This is a genomic window from [Phormidium] sp. LEGE 05292 (genome assembly GCF_015207735.1).
Classification (GTDB): domain Bacteria; phylum Cyanobacteriota; class Cyanobacteriia; order Cyanobacteriales; family Aerosakkonemataceae; genus Floridanema.
In genome coordinates this window covers 18,460-43,079 of record NZ_JADEWG010000048.1, presented here as the reverse complement: position 1 = coordinate 43,079, position 24,620 = coordinate 18,460, and the positions used below count along the sequence as shown (strand labels likewise).

General features: G+C 37.6%; 17 protein-coding genes. 10 read left to right on the top strand and 7 right to left on the bottom strand.

Annotated elements, in window-relative coordinates; all coding sequences use genetic code 11:
- Window positions 1-533: 533 nt before the first annotated feature.
- Both IQ264_RS15315 and wecB read left to right on the top strand, forming a co-directional pair.
- Window positions 534-914 carry a hypothetical protein gene (locus tag IQ264_RS15315; RefSeq protein ID WP_193981656.1) on the top strand — a complete coding sequence of 127 codons (381 nt, stop codon included), beginning with the start codon at window positions 534-536 and terminating at the stop codon, window positions 912-914.
- 250 nt (window positions 915-1,164) lie between these two features.
- Window positions 1,165-2,313: a non-hydrolyzing UDP-N-acetylglucosamine 2-epimerase gene (wecB, locus tag IQ264_RS15310; protein WP_193981655.1), complete on the top strand. Its 1,149-nt coding sequence runs from the start codon at window positions 1,165-1,167 to the stop codon at window positions 2,311-2,313.
- Between the two features lie 9 nt (window positions 2,314-2,322).
- Here the strand turns inward: wecB and IQ264_RS15305 are convergent, their stop codons facing one another.
- The 4 genes from IQ264_RS15305 to IQ264_RS15290 form a co-directional block, all read right to left on the bottom strand.
- Complete coding sequence (locus IQ264_RS15305) at window positions 2,323-4,065, bottom strand: pentapeptide repeat-containing protein (protein WP_193981654.1); 1,743 nt, start codon at window positions 4,063-4,065, stop codon at window positions 2,323-2,325.
- Between the two features lie 356 nt (window positions 4,066-4,421).
- Window positions 4,422-5,933, bottom strand: a complete 1,512-nt coding sequence (locus IQ264_RS15300) for an Ig-like domain-containing protein (protein ID WP_193981653.1) — start codon at window positions 5,931-5,933, stop codon at window positions 4,422-4,424.
- Window positions 5,934-6,056: 123 nt separating this feature from the next.
- Window positions 6,057-6,857 carry a TIGR03943 family putative permease subunit gene (locus IQ264_RS15295; protein ID WP_193981652.1) on the bottom strand — a complete coding sequence of 267 codons (801 nt, stop codon included), beginning with the start codon at window positions 6,855-6,857 and terminating at the stop codon, window positions 6,057-6,059.
- A gap of 159 nt (window positions 6,858-7,016) precedes the next feature.
- Complete coding sequence (locus IQ264_RS15290) at window positions 7,017-8,060, bottom strand: permease (RefSeq protein ID WP_193981651.1); 1,044 nt, start codon at window positions 8,058-8,060, stop codon at window positions 7,017-7,019.
- A gap of 361 nt (window positions 8,061-8,421) precedes the next feature.
- Between IQ264_RS15290 and IQ264_RS15285 the strand changes: the two genes are divergently transcribed.
- From IQ264_RS15285 to IQ264_RS15270, 4 genes are all read left to right on the top strand, one after another.
- A complete protein-coding gene (locus IQ264_RS15285) occupies window positions 8,422-8,898 on the top strand; it encodes a hypothetical protein (RefSeq protein WP_193981650.1) in 477 nt (158 codons plus the stop codon).
- A 440-nt stretch (window positions 8,899-9,338) separates the two neighbouring features.
- Entirely contained in the window at window positions 9,339-10,685 is a 1,347-nt protein-coding gene (locus tag IQ264_RS15280) for a sensor histidine kinase (RefSeq protein ID WP_193981649.1), read from the top strand.
- Between the two features lie 138 nt (window positions 10,686-10,823).
- On the top strand, window positions 10,824-12,224 hold the full coding sequence (locus IQ264_RS15275) for an ATP-binding protein (protein WP_193981648.1): 1,401 nt from the start codon (window positions 10,824-10,826) through the stop codon (window positions 12,222-12,224).
- Window positions 12,225-12,434: 210 nt separating this feature from the next.
- On the top strand, window positions 12,435-15,428 hold the full coding sequence (locus IQ264_RS15270) for a PAS domain S-box protein (protein WP_193981647.1): 2,994 nt from the start codon (window positions 12,435-12,437) through the stop codon (window positions 15,426-15,428).
- A gap of 9 nt (window positions 15,429-15,437) precedes the next feature.
- Here IQ264_RS15270 and IQ264_RS15265 read toward each other — a convergent pair whose 3' ends face one another.
- Window positions 15,438-16,070 (bottom strand): TenA family protein, encoded by a 633-nt coding sequence (locus IQ264_RS15265; RefSeq protein ID WP_193981646.1) that lies wholly within the window; start codon window positions 16,068-16,070, stop codon window positions 15,438-15,440.
- A gap of 142 nt (window positions 16,071-16,212) precedes the next feature.
- Between IQ264_RS15265 and IQ264_RS15260 the strand changes: the two genes are divergently transcribed.
- On the top strand, window positions 16,213-16,602 hold the full coding sequence (locus IQ264_RS15260) for a 6-pyruvoyl trahydropterin synthase family protein (RefSeq protein WP_193981645.1): 390 nt from the start codon (window positions 16,213-16,215) through the stop codon (window positions 16,600-16,602).
- A 117-nt stretch (window positions 16,603-16,719) separates the two neighbouring features.
- Window positions 16,720-17,490 carry an HAD family hydrolase gene (locus IQ264_RS15255; RefSeq protein ID WP_193981644.1) on the top strand — a complete coding sequence of 257 codons (771 nt, stop codon included), beginning with the start codon at window positions 16,720-16,722 and terminating at the stop codon, window positions 17,488-17,490.
- A gap of 133 nt (window positions 17,491-17,623) precedes the next feature.
- Here IQ264_RS15255 and pgmB read toward each other — a convergent pair whose 3' ends face one another.
- Window positions 17,624-20,515: a beta-phosphoglucomutase gene (gene pgmB, locus IQ264_RS15250; RefSeq protein WP_193981643.1), complete on the bottom strand. Its 2,892-nt coding sequence runs from the start codon at window positions 20,513-20,515 to the stop codon at window positions 17,624-17,626.
- 259 nt (window positions 20,516-20,774) lie between these two features.
- Complete coding sequence (locus IQ264_RS15245; RefSeq protein WP_193981660.1) at window positions 20,775-23,186, bottom strand: sucrose synthase; 2,412 nt, start codon at window positions 23,184-23,186, stop codon at window positions 20,775-20,777.
- A 313-nt stretch (window positions 23,187-23,499) separates the two neighbouring features.
- Here IQ264_RS15245 and IQ264_RS15240 point away from each other — a divergent pair, with 313 nt between their 5' ends.
- Together IQ264_RS15240 and IQ264_RS15235 are read left to right on the top strand one after the other, a co-directional pair.
- Window positions 23,500-24,123 (top strand): hypothetical protein, encoded by a 624-nt coding sequence (locus tag IQ264_RS15240; protein WP_193981642.1) that lies wholly within the window; start codon window positions 23,500-23,502, stop codon window positions 24,121-24,123.
- Between the two features lie 41 nt (window positions 24,124-24,164).
- Window positions 24,165-24,527 (top strand): c-type cytochrome, encoded by a 363-nt coding sequence (locus tag IQ264_RS15235; RefSeq protein WP_193981641.1) that lies wholly within the window; start codon window positions 24,165-24,167, stop codon window positions 24,525-24,527.
- Window positions 24,528-24,620 lie beyond the last annotated feature (93 nt).

Here is a 24,620-nt window from a genome sequence, read left to right as displayed (position 1 = left end):
GAGATGGGGAGATGGGGAGATGGGGGAAAATAATTCAACCAACTATTCTTCAACTCTCCCTACCTCCCTACCTTCTGCCTTCTGCTATGAGTTGTCTCATAACTCAATACTCATAAATTAATGCTCAAAACTAACTGCTTTACCTTGTCTGGGCTTGGGTTGGTTGCTGTAAAGTTCTTAAATAAATTATGAGAACAACTGTCACAAATTATAAGAAATGTTAAGCAGATTGTTGTTCAATGATTGCTGATTGGCGGAAGAACAAGGTTTATAGCAGGGTCTATCTGTAGAGAGATGCTGGTGAGAAGAGGGACTTTTAAATTTAATGGTTTATCAGCATATTCATTTGGAAATTTTTCAGGGTTTTGTAGGAACATAAATGGCAACAGGTGAATGTAAAGTTTGTTGAACGATCGCTCATCTTCACCAAAACTTTAATATATACTGAAAACCACCTAGTAAAGAAACTGGGTTGCACAGTACGAGATTTCAGCCAAGTCCAATAATTTGAGATTACTCAAGGAGAGATGGGTATGGTTTTAGCAAAAAGCCTCAACTCAACCAAGTCTTATTCATTTGGCACAATTAAAAGCTTTTTAATTTGGACGTTTACGTTATCGGTTTGCTTGCTGGTAGTAGGTTTTCCGATTGTGATGTTGATGGTGGTTGTGGGATCGGTGTTGTCGATCGCTTTGCAATCAATCATGCCCGTTAGTGCTGTTTTGTTAGTTGCTGGCGGTTTAATTGGTTTGAATGTGTTAACAATTATTGCTGGTGCAGCAATGCTTTCTTTTAAAGGAGTGAATCCCCAAGATGTATCTTGGTTAAATTGGTTGCGTGGTGATGAAAATCCAAGTCATAGTTCTGTGTATGCAGCTTGTCCTTTGACTTGTGATATAGAGTCTTCCATCTAAGGACCCTAGCTAGCCGTTTCTTATAGCGGTTCTATGGCCCGGTAGCAGCCGGGTTTTTTCATGGGAAATTTTAAGTTTTGAGTTTTGACAAAGGTGAAGGGGAGAAGTTTTGAGCTTTGACTTGAGGCAAGGAGCCGAAGGTGAAAGGTGTAAATTGGAAGGCAGTTAATAAAGTCAAGAGTTAGTTTGGTAATTGTTATAAAATATTACGATCGGGTAGTTTACCCGATGTAATTAGCTTGGGATTTTTATGCCTGAAACTATCTACAAAGTCTGTATTATTTTAGGAACGCGACCAGAAGCGATTAAATTAGCTCCGGTTATTCAACAGTTTAAGCGATCGCCTGCTTTTGAGACACAAGTGGTGTTAACAGGTCAGCATCGAGAGATGGTGGCACAAGTGATGCGCTTGTTTAAAATTGATGCCGATCGCGATTTAGAAATTATGCAGCATCAGCAAACGCTGACGGATATTACTTGTCGCAGTTTATCAGGATTAGAAAGTTTATTTACAGAAGTACAACCGGATTTGGCGATCGTTCAAGGAGATACTACTACTGCTTTTGCTGCTGCGTTAGCTGCATTTTATCAAAAGATTCCTGTCGGTCATGTAGAAGCGGGATTGAGAACGGATGATTTATTTAATCCCTACCCAGAAGAAGCGAATCGGCGGTTAATTTCCCAAATTACTCAATTACATTTTGCGCCGACTGCTTTAGCAGTGGAAAATTTGCGACGTTCGGGAGTGGTAGGCGAAATTCACCAAACTGGGAATACAGTAATTGATGCGTTATTAACTGTAGCTAAGCAAAACCCTACTTGTAATATCCCGAATTTGGATTGGCAGAAATATCGCACTTTATTAGCCACAGTTCATCGCCGGGAAAATTGGGGTGAACCATTAAGAGATATTGCGAAAGGTTTCTTGTTAATTTTAAATAAGTTTCCTGATACAGCTTTATTATTACCGTTACATCGTAATCCGACTGTTCGAGAACCTTTAAAAGAAATTTTGGGGAATCATCCGCGAGTTTTTCTGACAGAACCTTTGGATTATACAGAATTAGTGGCTGCGATTCAGGGTTGTTATTTGTTATTAACTGATTCTGGCGGACTTCAGGAAGAAGCACCGAGTTTAGGGAAACCAGTTTTAGTTTTAAGAGAGACTACGGAACGTCCAGAGGCGATCGCAGCTGGAACAGCTAAGTTAGTTGGTACTAATCCCGATCGTATCCTTTCCACTACTACTGAATTATTATGCGATCGGGAGTCTTACCAAACAATGGCAACAGCCGTTAATCCCTTTGGTGATGGTCATGCCGCAGAACGTATTTTACAAATAGTCGAAAATTACTGTCAAACAATATCAAGACTAAATTGCTACAACAATTTTAATTAAACAGCTTAATTAAAATTGTTGGTACTTTTGCCAAAGAATGGCGATCGCAGATCTGATTGCTGAACCAATTGGAGAAAGACGAATTTCAGGTGCAGCACTTTTTTCCCACTGGATGAGCTGTTTTTGAAATGTTTGTTCTTGTTTGGCGCGACGCAGAATTGCTTGACCAATAATTTTATTTTGAATTTCTTCAGTAGAAATGCCTTTTACATTGAGAAAATTCACCAACCTTTGAATACTTTCAAATAATTTTTCTGGTGGTTGAGACATAATTATAATTTCAATTTGTTGCAATACTTCGCGGTACAAACTAATGTTTTCTTGGTTCATTGGTTTTGGTTCTATTTTTGTTATTACTGGAGTACTTGTTGTTACCAGTTCCTCGTTTTTGAGTTCAATTATATTTAGTAAGCCAAGAATTTTTTGACGTTTAATTTGAAGTTTTTGTAACATATTAAAGTAAATTTCTGCTAAACGCGATCGCATCTTTTGGTTATTTACGGGGCGATTACAACTAATCTTTAATAGATAAGCACCTGCTACTGATTCAAAAGATTTAATAATGAATTTTAAATTAGGAAAATCTTGTTCAAGTTTAGCTATTGAAAAAATCAATGCTTCCCAATTTGGTGGTTCTTTAAAGTTAATTTTGATTTGGGAACTATCTTCAAGATATTGTTGTGCTAACTCTCCGGGTTTTAGATTGCGTCCGACGGGATAGCGATCGGTTGGGCTTTTAGTAGCATAATTAAATTGAGTAAAAACATAATCACAATCAATTTGGGAAAGGTCTACATCTTCTAACTGCCAATTATAAATACAACAGCCTGTCATTTGCGATCGATCTAAATTCACCCGAATCAAACTGCTTTCCAAGAACAAACACCCTGTTAAATCAGTTTCACTCAAATTTGTATCGCTCAAATAAGCACCGCTAAGATCGGCTCTTTTCAAGTTAGATCCGCGAAAATTTGCTTCACTTAAATCTGCCCGTAACATTAATACATCTTCCAAAGTAGCCCTTAATAAATAAGCTTTTCTAAAACTAGTTTTTAATAGATAAGAACCAGCTAAATTAGCCCGACTTAAGTCTGCATTATTCAGACAAGCGTCACTCAAATCTGCACCAGTTAGAATTACCCGATGTAAATCTGCTTCGCTCAAATCTGCACCACGCAAACAAACGCCGTTTAAGTTAGCTTCAGTTAAATTAGTTCCAATTAAAGTTGCATCTCGTAAATCGGCTAATTCTAAATTAGCTTCGCGCAAATTTGCCGCATTTAAGTTAGCATTAATTAACTGGGTTTTTCGCAAATTTGCTTCCATTAATTCAGCTTGAATTAATTGCGTTTGAACTAATTTGGCTTGTTCCAAATTACTTTGATCTAGTTTCGCGCCTTGGAAATTTGCGCTAGTGAGATCTGCTTGTTCTAATATTGCCCAATTTAAATCGCAATTTTGTAAATTAGCAAAATGTAAATCTGCTTTAGTTAAGTTTACACCACTTAAAATTGCTTGACTAAGATTAGCATTAGTAAAAGTAACATGGCGCAGGTCTGCTTGGCGAAGACAAGCGTTAGCTAATTGAGCGCGATTAAAAAATGACCAGCTGAGATTAGCACCTGTAAGATTAGCGCCTGTAAGGTTGATGTCTTGTAAGTTGATACCTGTAAGAATAGCTCCACTTAAATCGACACCAGCAAAATCGCGTTCTCCCTGTTTATAGCGAGTGAGAAATTCCTGTATTTCCATTGCTTCTCTTGAAAAAGGAAGGGTTTCTAGCTTTGTTTATTTAATTTTCTGAAGGAAATTCTCTCAGAAATTTGAAAATACAAAGCCAAAAACTTTCCTAGTACCGTAGGTCAACTTTAGTCTAGCCGTATTCCTTTGTTTTATTGATGTAGGGTCTTATACCTAATCTTAAGGAATTAGTTGCAACCTGAACCTTCAGACCCTTTCCCCTTTTCCCCTGTCCCTCTGCTACCTAGATTAGCAATTAAACAAACAGCTTAACTAGTGCAGCACAATAGAAATGATTGAGCAGTTGAAAACACTTAAAAAGCTGGACGGAAAAGCCTTTTTCTCTTCTGCCTTAGAGCCTTCTTGTACTAGGGTAGCCAAACAGGACGAACTCCTGTGATGGGGAGTTCTTCTGGCTGGGCAGTGGTTGATGCTTCGGTGGTATTAATTGAAGAGATTGGTAGTAACCATAAACGACTTGTTACAATGGCTGCATTGTCATCTGTTCGCACTGCGTCAGAGATTCCGGCTGCGGGTTGAGGTGTGATTAATGGTTGATCGAATAATATTGCAATTCCGTCAGGTGACAAATTCATTTGCACTTGTCGCTGATTAGGGGAGAATTCTAATAGCTTTTTAGTTTCTCCGGTTTTGAGGTTAATGGCGGCAATATATGGTTGTTCTTGATATTGTTCACCGGAGACAAGTTTGGTAAAAAGACAATAAAGGGTTTGGTTTGTGGGGTCGAATTTAGCATTTAATATTGAACCATTAATGCGTTGTAATTCTTTTTCTGTTCCTTGAGTATTGACGAGAAATAGCGATCGCGTAAAGTCTTGATTAAATTTTACTGTGGCAGCGGCTAAACCATCTCTTGAAAAAGTTAAAATTGAGCCATATTTGGGCAGAAAATCTAATGGTTGAGCTTGGGAACCTGTTAAGGGAACGATCGCTAATCCTTCGCCTTGAGTAACAGCTAAAGCTTTGCTATCTGGAGTAATTAAAAAGTCGCCTCCGGGTTTTCCTGGTAAGGGTTTTGGTGTAGAATTAGGTTGTAAAGTCCAGATGCCAAACTCGCCTGGGTTGCGCCGACTTACCAGTTGCATCACGATAGTTTGCCCATCAGGAGATAAGTCGAATTTCAAAATTTGATAATCTTTATTGTCTAAAACTAACTTTAGTTTACCTGCTGGTTCTTGAGAGACTGGTTGTTGCTCTGGGGAATTAGTATGAATACCTGTTGTTACTTCATAAAGTTGTTGTTGTAGAGCTCCTTGACGTTGGGAGTTGCGATCGTTTGCGAGAAATAATATGCGATCGCCTTGGGGATAGAATTTAAAATCTGATACTACTAAATCTTTTGGAGTTAAAACAATTGGTTTAGGTTCGGCAGCACTGAGATTAACTAACATTAATTGCCCGGAATTTTCTCCTTCTACACCTATATAAGCGAAGGCGCGATCGCGGGTGCGAAATTTTGCATTAAATGGTTGTAAAATTGCTCCGTTTTTTCCAGAGTTACTATATTTATCAGTAGCTTTTTGTAAAGTTAGTTGATACTCTGTACCATAAGGAGCAGGGGAAATTAAAGTGTAAACTAACCTGCGACCCGCCCAACTAAATTTTCCTGGTAAAGGTGGATTAATTTGTAAATTTTTTTCCACGCTGGCCCGATCCATTGGACGAGTAAAGGTAATCACAAAACGGTCATTTTCTACACCAATTTGTTTATCTTGCCAGGTGAAACTTCTGACGCGAGGTACTGAATGATCTCCCTGAAAAAGGAGAATAGCAATTGCTATCGTCAGTCCCACCATAAGTGTAATGGCAATGCGATCGAGGGATTGAATTGATTTGAATTTGATCGTTCGATTGATCATGAGTAATTGGTGATGGAGGACAATACAAGAAGGCAGAAGGCAGAAGTAAAAAAAGCTAATACAGAGCTGTTACTTATTTTTAACTCTCTAGTTATTTCTCTGATGTTGCACTAAATTTTCCGTCTAATAATTGTAAGGATTTTTCGGTTCGGGAATTGGAGTTATCGAATTAGCGTTAATAACTAACTGACGTTTACCTGATAGAGTTTCTGTGATCATCTCACCTTGTACATTTAACCAGGTATCAGGAGCAAAAGTGCTACGAGATGAGGTCAGTTTAACTGGTAAACCTACTGGATAAGCATCTGCGGCACAGCAGGTAATAACAAATCGAGATATTAATAGATAATTATCTGGCAGTTGCGGGGGATGGATGACAAATCCTTCTACTTTTGCTTTTTGTCCAGTATAAGCATCTGGTTCTGGATAAACATTTAAAGTTCTCACCCAGTCTATTAGAGTACGTTGTTCGGGATGTTTGGCGGTTTTAAATTCTTTAGGTTGAGCGCGAGTCATTAACAGAGTGTCAGTAACTCCTCGTTGTAAAGCGATTTGGCTAGTGAATATCCGAGGAGAAATAAAAAACCCTAAAATTGCTGCTGTGATTAGGATGATACTGCTTACACCAGGCGGAAATAGAGTAATATGCTGCTCTGATTGTGGGGGAATATAATTTTTCCGAGAGTAGGGTCTTTGTTTGAGATATGGTTTGAGCATTAACCATGCTTTACAGCCACCGATCGTCAATAACCCAAAGCCACCGCAAATTGTTAACCAAAAATAATCGGGGTGAATGAGCAAACCAAGTTGGTCTGTGAACCAATATTTTAACAGCAAAATACCCCAAGCAATAATGCCGATTACATCTAGCCAAGATACTAGAGATTGATTGATTTTCAGTTTTTTCTTGAATGTGAAAGCCATCGGGGAACAAGTGATAGTGAATGGGACAAGATTAGTAAAACAAAGCAGTTGGTTCCAAGGAAATAAATTTTCTACAAAGGTGTTTCACTGTTTAGTTATTTCTGCCACGCTGCATTAGTTGACGATCTAGGTTAATGGTCTTTTATCAGTTATGAGTTTTTAGTAAATCATTTGATAAATCAAGGTAAACAGGAATGTCAGTTGCGCTGCTAAAGCAAAGATATAAATTACGGCTCTTCCCTTAAAGATTGACAACATTAAGCCAATGCCTTTGAGGTCAATCATTGGCCCAAAAATTAAAAATGCGAGTAGGGAAGCGGGGGTAAATGCTGTGGCGAAGGAGAGGGCAAAAAATGAGTCTACTGTAGAGCATATAGAAACTACTGCGGCTAATACCATCATGGCGATGATGGAAGTAATAGGCCCTTGTCCTAAGCTGAGGATTAATTCGCGGGGAACTGCGACTTGAATGGTTGCTGCGATCGCACTTCCCACGATCAAAACTGCTCCAAGTTCGCGCAATTCTTGGACGCTATTCTCTAAAAACAAACCTAGCCGATATTTGATGGATTTTAAGGATTTGGTAGTACCGACACTAGCAGTCATCGGTAATGTAGCTGCATCCATGCGAATAGCTTGACCGGAACCGGAAATTAAGAAGGTTCCTGACTGCAATAAAGCTGGGACAGATTCTTCCTGCGGTGACATCTGTGACCAAAAACCTTGACGTTTTTTGGTCGGGGTAGGCATCGCGTTGGCAACCGATGTTTGCAGTAAAGGTCGCAAGTCTGCTTGAGTGCTAAATACCCAGCCAATAATGGTAGCGATCGCTAAGGAAAGGACGACGCGCAGGACAACAATTTCTGGTTGGTCGCGGAAAGCTGTCCAAGTTGCCCAAATTACAATGGGGTTAACGGTAGGTGCTGCTAGAAGAAAACCGATCGCTACTGATGCGGGTACTCCTTGGGTGATTAAGCGTCTAGCTACGGGTACGTTACCACACTCACAAACTGGAAACAGGAAACCGATTAAACTGCCAACGAAAGCACCCAATAGCGGGTGACGAGGTAAAGCATTTGCCAGCTTGCGTTCGTCAACGAACAGCAGTAGCAAACCAGAGAACAATACTCCCAGTAGTAGAAAGGGCAGAGCTTCTACTAGCAAGCTGAGAAATAGGGTAAAACCATTGTGCAATTGATTCATTAGGTTCCAGGCGGAGGGCGTTGTTTACCAGTGGAGATTGTCAAGATATTTTAACTAATTGATCCTTATTATCAAAACGGTATATCTGCTGACAACAGCAATATAGTGGTAAATAGAGATTGTTGCCAGGGGAGAGGGCTGATTAAAGGCGTTTCTAAGCTAAAGATGAACATGGTGGTTTTCTGGCTGTGATTGGTTTAAGTGTAAATCTTCACCCTTAAGAGGGATCTATTGTTCTGCCTAAAGGTAGATAGTACTTTTATGAGTGACTACTGTCACGAAAATACATTGACGCTAGTCACTGGAAATTATTACCTTAGTTTGTGTAGCGATCTGAAAAAATTTTTACATTTAGAACGATATGTCGCAATTAGCTGAACTGAACTGTAGGTCTTCAAGGTTGATTGAACTCAGTTTTGAGCAATTAAAGCTATTTGAGCCTGTAATGGCACAATATAAGCATTTAGGTTTGGAATTTCAAGGGGCGATCGCCCTAAAACCATCTAATCCAGAGTTTTTTACCCAGTCTGGTAGTTTGGTGCTGATGCCGCAGGGAAATAAAATGCTGATAACGACCACTTTTAAACATCCCGTTGCTTCAGTTCAGGCTCTAGTGTGTGGTAGTGGTTCGATCGTTTTAACTACTTACGACTTTAATGGCAAGTTGCTCGATCGGATCACTCAGTCAGCTGAGATTCCGCAAACTGTGCTATCTACTACACAAACAAAACCTCACTCTAACTGGTTAAAATCAAAGCAAAGAGGCATTACTAAAGTGGAAATACACTCTTGTACTCCGTTTATTTTGTCAAATTTTTGCTTTCAGGGTATGGCTTAAACAAGTCTTGGTTTTTTCAATGGGTGCTTCTACTTAATTATTCATTTGTTTGATTAGTCAATTATCAGGTATTAATTTATCCAATTTTTTTATTTAGCATTCTCAGATCTAACTATTAGTTTAAGTATTTCTAGTGTGATTTTTAATTTACACAGCGAAGTCTTCGGGGTGCGATCGCTATATCCTACACTCTTCATTAAACGAACAGCAGATTCATCAATAATAAATAAATTTTTTGCGTATTATTTTAATAACTGCATATTTACAGCCAAATAATATATCTGAGATTTAATTTTAGGTTAAGAAAAGTTTGTCTTCAATTTAAATTTTGATTTAGCTAAAAATTTAACAAATCTATTTTTAATTTCCGAAATTGCGGTGCTAAATTAGATACAATCTATTATTAAAATTTTTCTGTTGCCCTATAGAGATATTTGCTCATGTTTACATTACAACATTTAACTGACGAAATACCACATTTATCATCATTAGGAATGGAGAACTTGTCTTTAGATTCTACTCTCCAAGAGCTATTGCTATATGATTTGAGTATCGAAAGCAGTCAACCAGGAAAAGAAGTAGCAAAAGCTTTAGAGGTGAATCCGTTGCTACCAGGAGTTATTGTGTTAGAAAAAGGTCAGCTTTTGGGGATGATTTCCCGACGCAAGTTCTTAGAATGTCTGAGCCGACCTTATGGGTTAGAAATATTTATGAAAAGGCCAATCAAATCTTTATATTTATTAGTTCCTAACCATACTTTAGTTGTTCCTTGTTATACGTTAATTGTTGAGACAGCTAAACGGTGTTTGCAGCGTTCTCCAGAGTTAGTTGATGAACCAATAGTAGTGGAAATTGAGCCGCAAGTTTATCGTTTATTAGATATTCATCAATTATTGGTTGCTCAATCCCGCATTCATGAACTAGCAACTAACTTAATCAATGAACAAACTAAATCACAACTCTTGCAAACAGAAAAAATGGCAAGTTTGGGACAAATGGTAGCGGGAGTAGCTCATGAAATTTTAAATCCGGTTAATTTTATTGCTGGAAATTTAGAATATTTAGCCAACTATAGTCAAGATTTTATTGATTTAATTACAGCTTATGAAACAGAAGTAAATCCTATACCTGAAAGTGTCAATAACTTACGACAAGAGATAGAAATTGACTTTTTAAAAGATGATGTACAGCAAATTGTTAATAGTATGCGGTTAGGTACAGAAAGATTAGTAAAAATAGTTAATAGTTTGCGTAATTTTTCTCATATCGGGGATGGACAACAAAAAGCTATAGATATCCATGAATGCTTAGAAAGTACGTTATTAATTTTACATAATCGCATCAAGTACAGCATCGAATTAGTAAAAAATTATGGTAAATTACCGCCTGTTAGCTGTTATTCTGGGCAGTTAAGTCAAGTATTTGTCAACATTATTAACAATGCTATTGATGCGTTAATGGAAAAAGTGTCTATTGCGCCTAAGACCTGGCAAGCACAGATTACAGTTAGTACAGAAGTTGTAGAAGCTGAAGGTAGATTATGGGCAGTCGTTCGCATTAGTGATAATGGTTCAGGTATTCCTTTGGAAATACAGGGACGGATTTTTGAAACTTTTTTTACCACTAAGCCAGTAGGTAAAGGAACTGGGTTAGGATTGGCTATTAGCCATCAAATAATTACCCAAAACCATCGGGGTAAGTTGAATGTGCGATCGCAAAGTAACAAATTAGAAGACTTTTCCTCCAGTATTAGTACTCAGTTCGAGATTATGCTGCCATTAGCTTAATAAAGCAGGCGAGATCAAGCAAAGTAAATATGTTAAAACTCTATGATTTATCGGTAGTTAAAATATGTGAAAGTGGTAGGCTATTGGATGAACTAATGATAGCTTGTCATTAGAGTTATTTAACTTTCATTAGAGATTGTGTCAAAAGAATTTATTTCGTTTCCTTATTTATCTGAAGCAGATAATCAGGATCTCTCTATAGACTCCACCTTGGGGGCATTACCACTATATTCATTTACTGCCGATGTCAACTGTCTTTCGGCTGAGGTTGTGGAACTTTTCGAGAAACATAACAAATTGCCGGGAGTTATCTTATTAGATCGAGGCAAGTTTGTCGGTATGATTTCACGGTTGCGCCTGCTAGAAACTATAATTTTATCTGAAAAACAAGATTTGTTTCTCAAAAAAACACTACAATTTCTTTACAACTACGCTCGCACTGATGTTTTAATTCTTCCTGAGACTACGCCAATTTTAGTAGCAGCACAAATGGCACTGCGGCGATCGTCGGAACTTTTAGGAGAACCGATCGTCGTCCAATCAGAAACGCAGAACCATCAATTATTAGATATTCATGAGTTAAATATTGCTCATTGGCAAATTCGAGGCATTGAAACTCAAGTACGCTACGAAAGGACACAGGTGCAATTAATTCAAAGTGAAAAAATGGCTAATTTAGGGCGTTTGGTGGATGGAGTAGCCCACGAAATTTTAGATCCTGTAGGTTTTATTTGGGGAAACTTAAGCCATATTTCCACTTACACCGAAAGCTTTTTGCAGTTAATTTCCGCTTATGAAAAGTGTTTACCAGAAGCACCAAAAGAAATCACAGAATTAAAAGAAGAGATAGAATTTGACTTTTTACAACAAGACTTACCCAGAGCGATTAACAGTGTCAAAGGTGGTGCAGAACGATTAAAAAAGTTAGTCAGTAGTTTACAAAATTTTTGTCACATAGATGAGGTTTATCCTAAACCTGCTGATTTACACGCTATGTTAGATAGTATAGTTTTATTATTAAAAAGCCGCTTAAAAAGTGAAATTGAAATTATTAAAGAATACGGCGATTTACCACCAGTAACTTGTTTTGTAGGACAACTAAATCAGGTATTTATGAATATTCTTAGTAATGCTGTAGATAATTTATTGAATCAAGCGGCTTATCAAGAGTTTACAAAAGAATTGCGTGGCGACAGACAAAAATTTGTTACGCATAAACCATATATTGTAATTAAAACAACAGTTTTTTCTCCTCAATCTGGATCTAATGCTGAATCTTTAGAATCGCGTTGGATTTCAATTATTATTGGAGATAACGGCCCTAGTTTATCGCCTAGTGCGCTGAAGCAGATTTTAGATTCTTTTTCAGTAAAGAAACGTGCAGAAAAGGAAACTAGCTTAGCAGTTAGTTACCAAATTATTACTGCTAAACATGGGGGAAATTTGTTAATTCGTACACCAGACAGGGAAAATAATTTAAATTCAGAACTATTTTCTAATATGGGCAGAGAGTTTGAAATTCTCCTGCCTCTAGTCTAAAGTTATCAAATACAGGTAGTCCGAGAGCATTAGTCTAAACTTCAGTTATTAAAAATCATTAAATATTCAACAAACATGAAAAAATGTTTTATACTGATAATAAAACCGTTACTTAATTTTGCAAAATTTAACATGAAAAAATTTAAGCATAAATATTTTCAATTACCTATAATTATTAGCTCATTTTAGGTAATTTCTTGAGGTTAAAAAATGAGTTTTATAAACAGAGTCAATGAGCGAAAAATAGCAGAATCAGTAGTGAAAGAACGCAAATTGTCAGTAGAAAGTCTGATTAATAATATACCTGGGGCCATCTATCGGCGGCTATATGATAGTTATTGGACAATGGAATTTATTAGTGATGCGATCGCAGATATTGCTGGCTACTCCGCGCTTGATTTTATAGATAATCAAATTAGAAGTTTTGCTAGTATTATTTATCCTATCGATCGGGAAATTATAGAGCAAAGTATTTACAAAAGTATTAATTGTAAAAAACCTTATATTTTAGAGTATAGAATTATTCATGCAAATGGCAGTATTAAATGGGTATATGAAAAAGGACAGGCAATTCTGGCTAACTTAGGGGACGTTGAATATTTAGACGGAGCAATTTTTGATATTACCGATCGCAAAATAGCAGAATTATCCCTGCAAGAAAGTGAGTATCGTTATTACACGCTGACTAAAACCTCGCCAGTAGGAATATTTCGCCTTGACTTACAGGGAAACTGTTTATACGCCAATCAAAAATGGTGTGAAATAGCAGGAATTACCTTAGAAGAAGCATTAGAAAAAGACTGGATAACAACTATATACTCTGATGACAGAGAGCGATTTTTTCAAGAATTTAACCTGGTAACAAGTAACAAAACATCCTTTAAATTAGAGTTTCGTTTACAGCGAAGTGACAGCAAAATTATTTGGGTATTAGGGCAGATTGTCGCAGAAAAGGATAGTGAAGGTAAAATTTTAGGTTATGTAGGAAGTTTGACAGACATTAGTGAAAATAAACAAATTGAAGAAGAACTTAGGTATAGGGAAGCAAAAATTAAAGCTTTGCTGGATGCGATTCCAGATTTAGTAATTTGCCTGAAAAAAGATGGCACACTTTTAGAACATCAAACTGGGAAAAATAGTTCAATGCCGCTGTTATCTGATATGAAAGTTGGGAATAATATTTACACAATATTACCAGCACGATTAGGGCAACAGTTCATGATTAATATAGAAAAAACTCTTAATACAAAAGAGATGCAAACTTGGGAGTATCAAATATTAATTCATGGTAATTGGCGGTTTCGTGAATGTAGAATGATGGCAAGTGGTAAAGATGAAGTAATAGCAATTATCCGCGATGTTACAGAAAGCAAAATAGTAGAAATTGCATTGCATGAACACCAAAAAGAATTAAAAACATTAATAGAAAATGTCCCGGATATTATTGCTAGATTCGATCGCCAATTACGCCATCTATACGCTAATACTGCCGTTGAAAAAGTAACAGGAATGGCTCCAAAAGTTTTTCTAGGCAAAACTAATCGTGAATTAGGAATGCCCAGGCAATTAGTAAATTATTGGGAAAAATGTATGGAGTATGTATTTGCTAAAGGCAAGGCATCTGAAATAGAATTTGAATACAATACTCCCACAGGAATTAGGTACTATCACGCTAGAATTGTCCCGGAATTTTCCGAGCAAGGGGCAGTTGAAACTATATTAGCAGTGACTCGCGATGTTACCAAACAAAAACTAACAGAAAAAGCTTTAGAACAATCAGAACAAAAATTTTCACTACATATACAAAATAGTCCTGTAGCTGTAATTGAATATAACTTAAATTTTACAATTGTCGAATGGAATCCGGCTGCTGAAAAAATTTTTGGATATACTAAAAATGAAATTATTGGCTATCCTGGTTGGAGACTTATACCAGAAAATGAGCGAGCTTTGGTAGGTGAAATTTGGCATAACTTACTCAACCAAACAGGAGGGTATCGCTCCACTAATAAAAATATTACTAAAGATGGCAAAATTATTATTTGTGAATGGTATAACACTCCTTTAATTGCCGAAAATGGTGACTATATAGGTGTCACTTGTTTGGCAGAAGATATTACCGATCGCGTCCAAGCGGAATTAAGTTTACGCCAGCAAATAGAAAGAGAAAAACTATTATTAACTATTACCCAAAGAATTCATGAATCGTTAAACTTAGAAGAAATTTTAAATACTGGGGTGAGAGAAGTTCGGGAATTAATTAATAGCGATCGAGTTCTAATTTATCGTATTTGGGCTGACGGAACAGGCTGTGTAGTGACAGAAGCAGTAGTTCCTGATTGTGAAACAATTTTAGGCAGAACTTTTCCTGTAGAAGTGTTTCCCTTAGAATATCATCGGCTTTATTCCCAAGGCAGATTTTATGCGATGAGCGATCGCGATTCTGCAAAAATACCAGCTTGTTTAGTAGAATTTCTATACGAATTATCAGTAAGAGCTAAATTAGTAGTGCCATTAATGGCTGGAGAAAATCTTTGGGGATTATTAATTGCTCATCACTGTAGAGACGTGCGGGATTGGCAACCTTCAGAAATCAGTTTGTTGCAACAATTAGCTACTCAATTAGGTATTGCCATTCAACAAGCTTTATTAGTAGAACAAATGGAATTAGCTAATGCTGAATTAAAGCGATTAGCTTGTTTAGATGGCTTAACTCAAGTAGCAAATCGCCGTCACTTCAATGAATATTTAGAAAGGGAATGGCGACGAATGATTAGAGAGCAAAATCCCATAGCTTTAATTTTATGTGATATTGATTATTTCAAACTTTATAATGATACTTATGGGCATTTAGCCGGAGATTCATGCTTGCAGCAAGTTGCTGATGCGATTCAACGTGCAGTCCAACGTCCGGCTGATTTAGTTGCACGTTACGGTGGCGAAGAATTTGCTGTAATTCTCCCTAATACTAACACTGAAGGCGCATTAACTGTAGCAGAAAAAATCCGCACTTATGTAGCAGCATTGCAGATTTCTCATCAGGAATCTCAAACTAGTAAATATGTCACTTTAAGTCTAGGTGTAGCTGTGACTATACCTTGCTTGGAATTTTCATATCAAGAATTAATTAGAAGGGCGGATTTGGGACTTTATGAGGCTAAGTCTCAGGGACGCGATCGCATTATATTAAAAAGTTTTGGTTAATCATATCAATTAATTTTCTTCCGTAAACTCCCATGCTGATTGAAAAAATTCATATTCGCACAACATGGCATAATGATAGATTGGTTCAGCTGTTTCTTTAGTTTCCACATAGCGATCGACTAACGTTTCTAGTGATATTGTTAACGGTACAAATTCCGAGGAACTATAAGTGCGAATCCAGTCAGCATACTGATGTTCAGGAATCCCATTTTTCGCTAATTCTTGCCCTAAAAAAGCATACAATCGCATACAAGGAGCCATTGCTACCGCTGTTAAACCTGCGGCATTATTCCAAGCAGTAGCTAATAGGAAATCTGTATAACGGCGAGTAGCTGGAGAAGGAGAAACTTTTTGCAAATTTACTCCCCATTGTGTAGCATAATTCTGATGTAATTTTAGTTCTTCTAAAACTCCACCAGCTAAGTTGTGAAAAACTAGGAAACTCTCCAAATTAGGCGATCGTACTGCGGCTATACAATAAGCTCTTGCAAAAGCTTCTAAGAAAAAAGCATCCTGTCCAACATAATAACCAAATCGATTTTTCGGTAATGTACCTGTAGCAATTCCCTGCACAAATGGATGTACTAAACAGGCTTGTGCTAAATCTTGATTGGCTTGCCATAATTCTTGAGAAAGAGTCATATTTTTTTTTAACCACAAAGGACGCAAAGGACGCGAAAGAAAAAGATAAGGTTTTGATAATGATTTTAATATTTTTGTACCCGATCGCAATTTTTCCCTTTAAAATTTTAGTGTAAGTTTGGCTATAAACAAGGAGAACAAAGTGCCAAAATGGAAACTTGTCACAGAATTTACGTTTGATAGCGCCCATTATATCAAAGATTATGATGGCCCTTGTGGTCGGATGCACGGACATACTTATAAAGTGCGAATGGAAGCCACATCGTCGAAACTTCACTCATCAGAATTTTGTCCTCATCCAGTAATGGTAGCTGATTTTCGGACTTTACGTTGGGCGAAAAAAGATATTACGAAAGGCGGGTTAGATCATGGGATTTTGAATGAAGTAATGCCAGAAGGTTACGAAACTACGGCAGAAATGATCGCTAAGTTTATTTATGACCAAACTAAGCAAAGATTGCCAGAAGATGTGCAATTAAAAGTAGCTGTATCTGAAACTGCTAATTCTTGGGTTGAATACGAAGATGAGTAAAGTTTTGGCAAATTAACCAGAGTAGGTTGCCGACTTGCCATTGATGACCATAACCTTGTAAATTTTTAAATGTTGGAGCGATCGCAAAACTTAGCCAAATTTAAACCAAAATCAAACATGACAAAATTACAAGCTTTAATTTTTGATGTAGATGGAACTTTAGCTGATACAGAACGAGATGGTCATCGAATTGCATTCAATCAAGCTTTTGCTGAACAGGGTTTTGATTGGCATTGGTCGGAATCATTATATGGTGAATTATTGACTATTGCAGGCGGAAAAGAAAGGATTCAATATTATTTAGAGCAACATCATCCAGATTTTCTGCCTCCATCTGAATGGTCAGAATTTTTGGCAAGTTTGCACAAACTGAAAACAAAATATTACCGAAAATTGCTAACATCTGCGGCAATTCCTCTACGACCTGGAGTAAAACGATTAATTAAAGAAGCAAAAGAACAAGGTTTGCGTTTAGCTATTGCCACCACTAGTGCTTTACCAAATGCAACAGCTTTGTTAGAACAAACTCTCGACCCTGATTGGTTTGAAGTTATTGCTGCTGGCGATATTGTTCCAGCGAAAAAACCAGCGCCAGATGTCTATAATTATGTATTAGATAAAATGGGATTAGCCGCTAATGAATGCTTAGTTTTTGAAGATTCATTTCATGGTTTACAAGCGTCTATTGGCGCAGGTTTAAAAACTATTGTTACTGTTAATAATTATACTAAAGATCAAGATTTTAGTGCTGCTTGTTTGGTGGTAAATCATTTAGGCGAGTTGGATTTACCATGCGAATTTTTAGCAGGAAATATTCCATCAGTGACAGCTAATTATGTAGATTTGGCATTATTAGATCTTTTGCATAGTGATAGCTCAAGTTACTAGGTATGTTGTTGCGCCTCAGCGATCTTTTACAAACAGTCAAGAGTAAAGAAAGATCTTGCACTCCTGAGCAGAGCCTCTGTTTTTCGTTCCCAGGTTCAACCTGGGAACGAGACTAAGGAGGTTCTACTTCCCCCTAACCAGGAATTGCACCATTAAGTTTAGTTTTCAGGTCTGTCCAACTAACTCCGGCTAAGTTGGGAAGCACTACATGAGCAGCTTTTACTCGTTCAGAAGGGCCAAGTCCTACTGCATACATTCCCGCTGCTAAAGCTGCTTCAATACCTGCGGCTGCGTCTTCGACAACTAGGCAATTTTCTGGGGGAATTCCGATTAGTTTGGCGGCGTGTAAAAACAGGTCGGGTGCAGGTTTGGGACTTTGGACGCTGTAGCCATCTGCGATCGCATCTATGCGATTAGCAATTCCTAATTTTTCCACAACTGGACGAGCATTTTTACTAGCTGAACCAATAGCTATTTTAATCCCCGCTTGCTTCAATTCATCTAGTAAATTTAAAGCTCCCGGCAACAAATCGGCAGGAGAAATATTCTCAATTGATTCCACATAATAACCGTTTTTGCGCTCCATCATTTCCAGTAATTTATCTTCCGAAAATGGTTGATCTCCGGCAATTAATAACAGAGATTCTCGCCGGGATATACCTCTTAGTGCTTCGTTTGCTTCTCGATTAAAAGGCAATCCTTCTTCATCTGCTAATCTTTGCCAAGCACGATAATGAAATTCTGCGGTATCAGTGAGAACTCCATCTAAATCGAAAATTACACCTTGAATATCGGGAATTTTATTCATAGCAACAGAGGAACTATTTGGAGAAACTAAATCAAATTCATGCCAATTATCCTGCCAATGTATTTTAAATTTTAAGCGGTTCCAACCAGGGGGTAATTGTGGCTGCGCTACAGGGCCATTTTCTGCAAATTGAACCCCACCAAAACCTAAAACTACAGCTTGCCAAATACCTCCAGCACTAGCGCCATGAATGCCATCATTAGCATTACCTCGGACATCTTCTAAATCTACTAAAGCTGCCTGCATAAATCGCTCATAAGCTTCTTCATTTTTACCTAAATCTGAAGCTAAAATTGCGTGAATTGCAGGCCCTAAAGATGAACCGTAAGTTATATCTGTGCGAGGTGCGTAGTAATCCCAATTTTGCTGCAATGTTTCTTGAGTGTAGGGAATTTCTTTTGATTGGCGCATCAAGTAAAGCAGCATTAAAACATCTGGTTGCTTGAGGACTTGTCGCCTATTTGCTCCTTCAATACTCAAAATTGCTTGCATTGATTTAGTTCGAGGTTCGTAATCTTCTAAATTAATATCTTCTAGCTTAAAGAATCCTTCAAATTGTTCAATCAATGCGCTGGAATCGTCATAGAGAATCCAAAGATTAGTAGCAATATCTTGCCAACGCGATCGCCTTTCCGCAGTTAGTTTTAGTTTAGCTTTCAATTCGGCAAAGCGATCGGGAAAACTACTACTTAACCAATCATAAACTATCAACGCTTTTTCTAAATGCCATTGCGCCATGCGATTAGTAAAAACATTATTGCTGACGTGCTCGTGATACTCATCAGCACCGATTACTTCCCGAATTTCATACCGCTCTTCTTTGGTATTCCACTCAACTCTACTCATCCAAAAAATGGCAGTATCGAGAATAATTTCGGCTCCATAATCTCGCATCCATTCATCATCGCCTGTCGCTTTCCAGTAATACCAAACTGCATAAGCAACATCAGCACTAATGTGAATTTCTCTATCCCGACACCAAATTCTAATTTCTTCACCATAAGGTTGATTAGGAAGTGCCCAACGTGGCGTTACTTCATCTCCACTATCAGCACTTTCCCAAGCATACATTGCTCCTTTATATCCATAATGTGCTGCTTTGCGTCTGGCTCCATTTAATGTGTAATAACGATAGGTTAATAAGTTACGCGCAATCTTTGGTTGGGTAAAAGTAAAGAAAGGCAAAATAAAGATTTCTGTGTCCCAAAAAACATGACCCCGATATCCAAAACCGGAGAGAGTTTTTGCAGGAATACTCACTTTATCATCATAACTAGGCGCACTAATTAGTAGTTGGAATAAGTTGTAACGTACAGCTAATTGCGCTCTAGTATCTCCTTCAATTACAATATCGCTTTGATGCCAAACTTCTCGCCAAGCTGCTTCATTGGCATTTAATAATGTTACGTAGTTAGGTAACTGAGTGAGTTTATTGTGTGCTGATTCTACAGGTGTTTGTGTATCCCGTGATGTGAAAATTGTCATCAGTTTTTCTACTATGACATTGGTTCCGGGAGTGGCGATAAAAGTTGAGCTTATTGTTGGATATCCTGGTGCATTAGTAACTTGTAAGGCAGCATCTATTCCCGAAATTGCCATTTTAAATGCTATGGCTAGATCAATTCTTGAAGCACGAGTACGAGAGTTTAACCAAGTTCCTTGGTCAGTTTTTCCTTGATTAATTAATTCCCAATGATTGTATCCTTGATTTTCCGGATAGCCGTTGATGCTAGCCTGGATTTCTACAGTTACTTCTGAGTCTAAAGGTGTGATTTCAAAGCGCAATGCTAGAACATTTTGCTCTGCTAAACTAGCGAAACGTTCCCAAGAAAGGTCAACAGTTTTGTTACTAGGACTGCGCCAACGTACTCGGCGAGCGAGGGTACCGCGACGTAAATCTAATTGTCTTTGATAATTGAGGATTTGCCCTTGATCTAAGCGAAAGCGATCGCCATCTATAATTACTAAAAATGGCAGCCAATCAGGACAATTAGCCAGTTCAGTATAGACGATCGGAACATCATCATAAACACCGTGAATTAATGTTGATGGTGATGAACGCGGATAGCCTTCTTCAAAACTACCCCTAGTACCCAAATAACCATTGCCAATAGTAAAAACAGTTTCTCTAGAATGTAACTGTTCAGGCTCAAACTGGTTTTCGGTTAAAGTCCAGTCTGTGTAAATTAATGATTGAGTTGGTCGAGCTATATCCATCGGTGCTGGTGTTAGTTTCTGTAAGTATTAGTTTTTGATTTTAGATGAGTAATTCGAGATTGACATCATAGGGAGTTCTTTAATGATTCTGATTTTAAATATTAACTGGGAAAACAACTTCACACTGAAGTAAGGTTGAAGCATTCAGACACATAATCTAGACTTTGAGTAGATAAATTGTGACCGGAACGCTTAACCTCTACCCTTAAAAAAACGTTAAGCTTTTTTGCTCAGAAATTCCTCCCCCTATTTTCATAGATCAATGTTTCTGATGCTGCTCCAGGATAATTTCTGCTCTAGGTTTGTAAATTAAAAAGAAGATCGCTTCTAAGTAACGCAGTAGAGTTCCTTTGCTATTACGAGAGACGTAGTTCCAAAATTGGGAGATTTTGGCGATCGACAAAAGTTTTGTAGTATGCGATTGCCAGTTAAATTCATTACGCACCCTCTGAATCGCTTTTTCTGATACTTCTTGCCAGTATTGAGGATTTTCGGCACAACGGTCGAGAAAATTAATAATTTTTTCCGCAGTTCCCGGCAAATCTGTAGGATTGATTAAGAATCCACTTTCGCCATCTTGAATAATTTCTAGCGCACCGCCAAACTGTGTGGCAAAGGTTGGTAAACCAGAAATCATGGCTTCTAAAATCGTCATTCCGAAGGCTTCAAACCGAGCAAAATGAACAAATATACCTTGAGCATCTGCGATCAATCTATAAACTTCCCCTAACTCCGCATTTGGTAAACGCATCCCTAACCAACGAATACAACCATGAAGCTGATATTGATGAATAATTTCATGTAATCTTTCGATTTCTCTAGCTTCTTCCGGGTTAGTAGCTTCATAACTATGCAGCTTGCTAGTAACTAAGATTAAATTGCAACGTTCTTGCAACTCTTTACTCATGCCAAAACACTCTGCCAACCCCGCTAAATTCTTAATAGAATTAATCGGTGCTAACGCAAAAATTGGTCTTTTATCGGGGTTTTCTAAATGCCCTAAAACTTGTGAATCTTCGCTAGTAAAAAGTAATTCTTTAATCTTTTTACTTTGTTCACTTGAACGATTTTCCGATTGATTGTAGGGGAAAAAGAATTTTTCATCAACTCCAGGAACTAATACATTAAACTTGGGACTAAATAAATTAGCTCCATTTACCACATGATACAAATGTGGCATAGTAAAACAATTGTAAGACTCGTACTGCCCTATAGTATCGGGTGTTCCGACGATTTCTTGGAAGGAAGAAGTAATAATAAAGTCAGCAGCATTCATGCTAATTAAATCAGCCGTAAACTGCGCCGAAAAATGATACTCTTCTTCTAAATCTTGCCAGTACAAGTTACTAAATAAGTATTTGGGTTTTTCTAAAGAATGAGCGATATTGCATTGGGTGACACCTAAACGACTTGCCAACAAGAAAGCGACTAAATTCCCATCGCTGTAATTACCAATAATTAAATTGGGTTTTCCTCCCATCTCTTTGAGTAATTCTTGTTCCGAGTCTAAAGCAAAAGTTTCTAAATATGGCCAAATTTCAAACTTTCTAATCCAGTTTTGCGTAACTTTTGGGTTGAATTCCCGGAAAGGAACGCGCAATATCCAAGCATTTTCTGTTCCAGCAAGTTTTTCTAACCGTAAGTTACATTTTGTCCCTTCACAATTAGGAATCAATCTGGTTAAGATAATTACTTGCGGTTTAATTCCTAAACATTCTAAACCCGCTTGTTTAATCTCTTCTGCTAATCGGTTTTCTAAATTTCTCGCTTGATTAAGTACATAAACAACTTGACCTGCGGTTTCTGGTCTTCCAAGTACTTCTTCTTGACCTACCCAACCGTGAATGGAAATTAATACTACTCGAAAAACAGCCGGAATTCGGGCGACAAATGCTTCTAAAATAGCTGGATCGGGGGTGTCAATTAATCGCTGTAGAAGGGCGAAAGTTTCGCGTACACGGGATGCTGTATTTCCCCAACCTGGTTCAAAACCTAGTGCTTGTAATTCGGCATGAAATTTCTCATAAGGTTCTTCAGATGGTCTTTCAGCAATTAAATTTAAAGCTTGTTTGACTTGCTCTAATAATTCGGTTCCTGATTTGATTTGTTCGTTGATTAGTAAAGGGATATCATCGTATTGATGCCTTTGCAAAACTTCCCACAAAGCTTCTATCCAATAGGTAGGATTAGTTGTTATTTGACTATGCAAAGATCGATGTAAAACTGCTAAACCTTGACCAATATTTCTGGCATCACTAACTTCTGGAGAATTTTGATAAAAGGGGGCGAAGTCAAGTTCTAAAATGCGCGGTTGGTAACTGTTCACTAAACGATCGCGCACATCCAATAAAACTTTTTGATCTTCCTGTTCCCAAGTACTTAAATCTCTAGCGAATCGCCAAGCTTGTTGACTAGCGATTTTGGGACGAACTAAAAACCAAATCTGGTCATCTTCTAAAATTATTTCATGCGTGTAGTTAATTAGCTGTCCTAAAGAAGAAGAATGGAAAAAATAAGCTGGTTTTTCTGATTGGTGGCAGTAATCAGCAAAAGTTTGTAAAATCTCATTTCTGAGGAAATAATTTTTACCAGAGGTGCTTAAAGCGTTCACCAACTGTTCTAGGTCTGTTTTTTGCTCGCTGTTTAAGACAGCCTGAACCATTTCATACATAGTAATTACCCGGTTGAAGGCTGAAGCTTCTAACATTTTTAAATAGACTTACAAATAATTTAAACCTTAAAAGCGAATTTGCGATCGCGCTTTAGGCAGATTAAACATAGATTAATTATTTTTTAAGATTTACCCTCCAAAAAAAATAGTTTTAGTAGAGCTTGTTCAATTTAACCCTGTATTTTTAATTACCAAGTTATAAGTAATGAATTATATAAAACTACAATTGATTTTGCTCTCTTTATCTTAAACAGTCGAGTATTATTCTTATTTAAGCTATATTATTTATGGTTATAGTTAATCTGTTCGTCTAATGTCAACTAATCTAATATCACCTACCTCATCGGATTTTTTAGAGACTTTAACTAAAGCGGCTGCTTTGGGGCAAAAAAGCGCTCGCCCTCCCGCAGCAGAAGTAGTTCAAGCCTTATTAGAAACGGAAAAATTTACCAAACAACAACGAATAAATTACCCTTTAGAATCTTTAATCGGTTCTTGGCGACTGCATTTTGTGGTATCACCGAAAAAGTCGCGTCAGCGATCGGGAGTTAAAATGGGAAATGGGTTTTATGTACCAAAGTTTGTCAAAGCTCAAATTTCCCTTTCTCCTGCCGAAACAGATAGTAATCTCAATCCAAATCAGTTAAAAATTGCCAATCAATTGCACGTTGGCACGATCTCATTTAAGTTTAACGGGCCAGCCAAGTATTTAGGCAAGAAAAACCTTTTAGCTTTTGAATTTACCCAATTTCAACTAGGGTTTTTGGGCTTGACTATTTATAGTGGCGGCTTTCGTGGTGGGGAAAAGAAAAACCAGGAATTTGAGCAAAAACATATCCGAGATTTACCTTTTTTTGCATTCTTCGCCATTAATGAAAAGTACATTGCGGCGCGGGGTAGAGGCGGCGGTTTAGCAATTTGGGTAAAAGAAGTTTGAGGTTAATTTAGGACTTGGAGAGCAGAGAAAACAGATTAAAAATGAAAGCAAAAAATTTGCTAAATTGGATTCAGAAAACAGGGCGTTTTTTCATATTATGTTGCCTACTGTTTTTTTCAATTGTACCTCAAGCTTGGGCGGCGGATTTAGGGAATGGCGAAAAAGTGTTTCAAGCTAATTGTGTAGGTTGTCATGTTAATGGTGGGAACATCATTCGCCGAGGAAAAAACTTGAAGTTAAAAGCTTTGCAAAAAAATGGTTATGGTGATGTAGGAGCGATCGCATCCATTGTCACCAACGGTAAAGCCAATATGTCAGCATATAAAGACCGTTTAACTCAACAAGAAATCGAAAATGTAGCAGCTTACGTCTTAGAACAAGCCCAAAAAGGTTGGCAGAAATAAGCTGTCTTGCAGGGGAACAGGGGGGACAAGGGGACAAGGGGACAAGGGGACAAGGAGAATTTTTACTTCTACCTTGGAGTCTTCTGCCTTCTG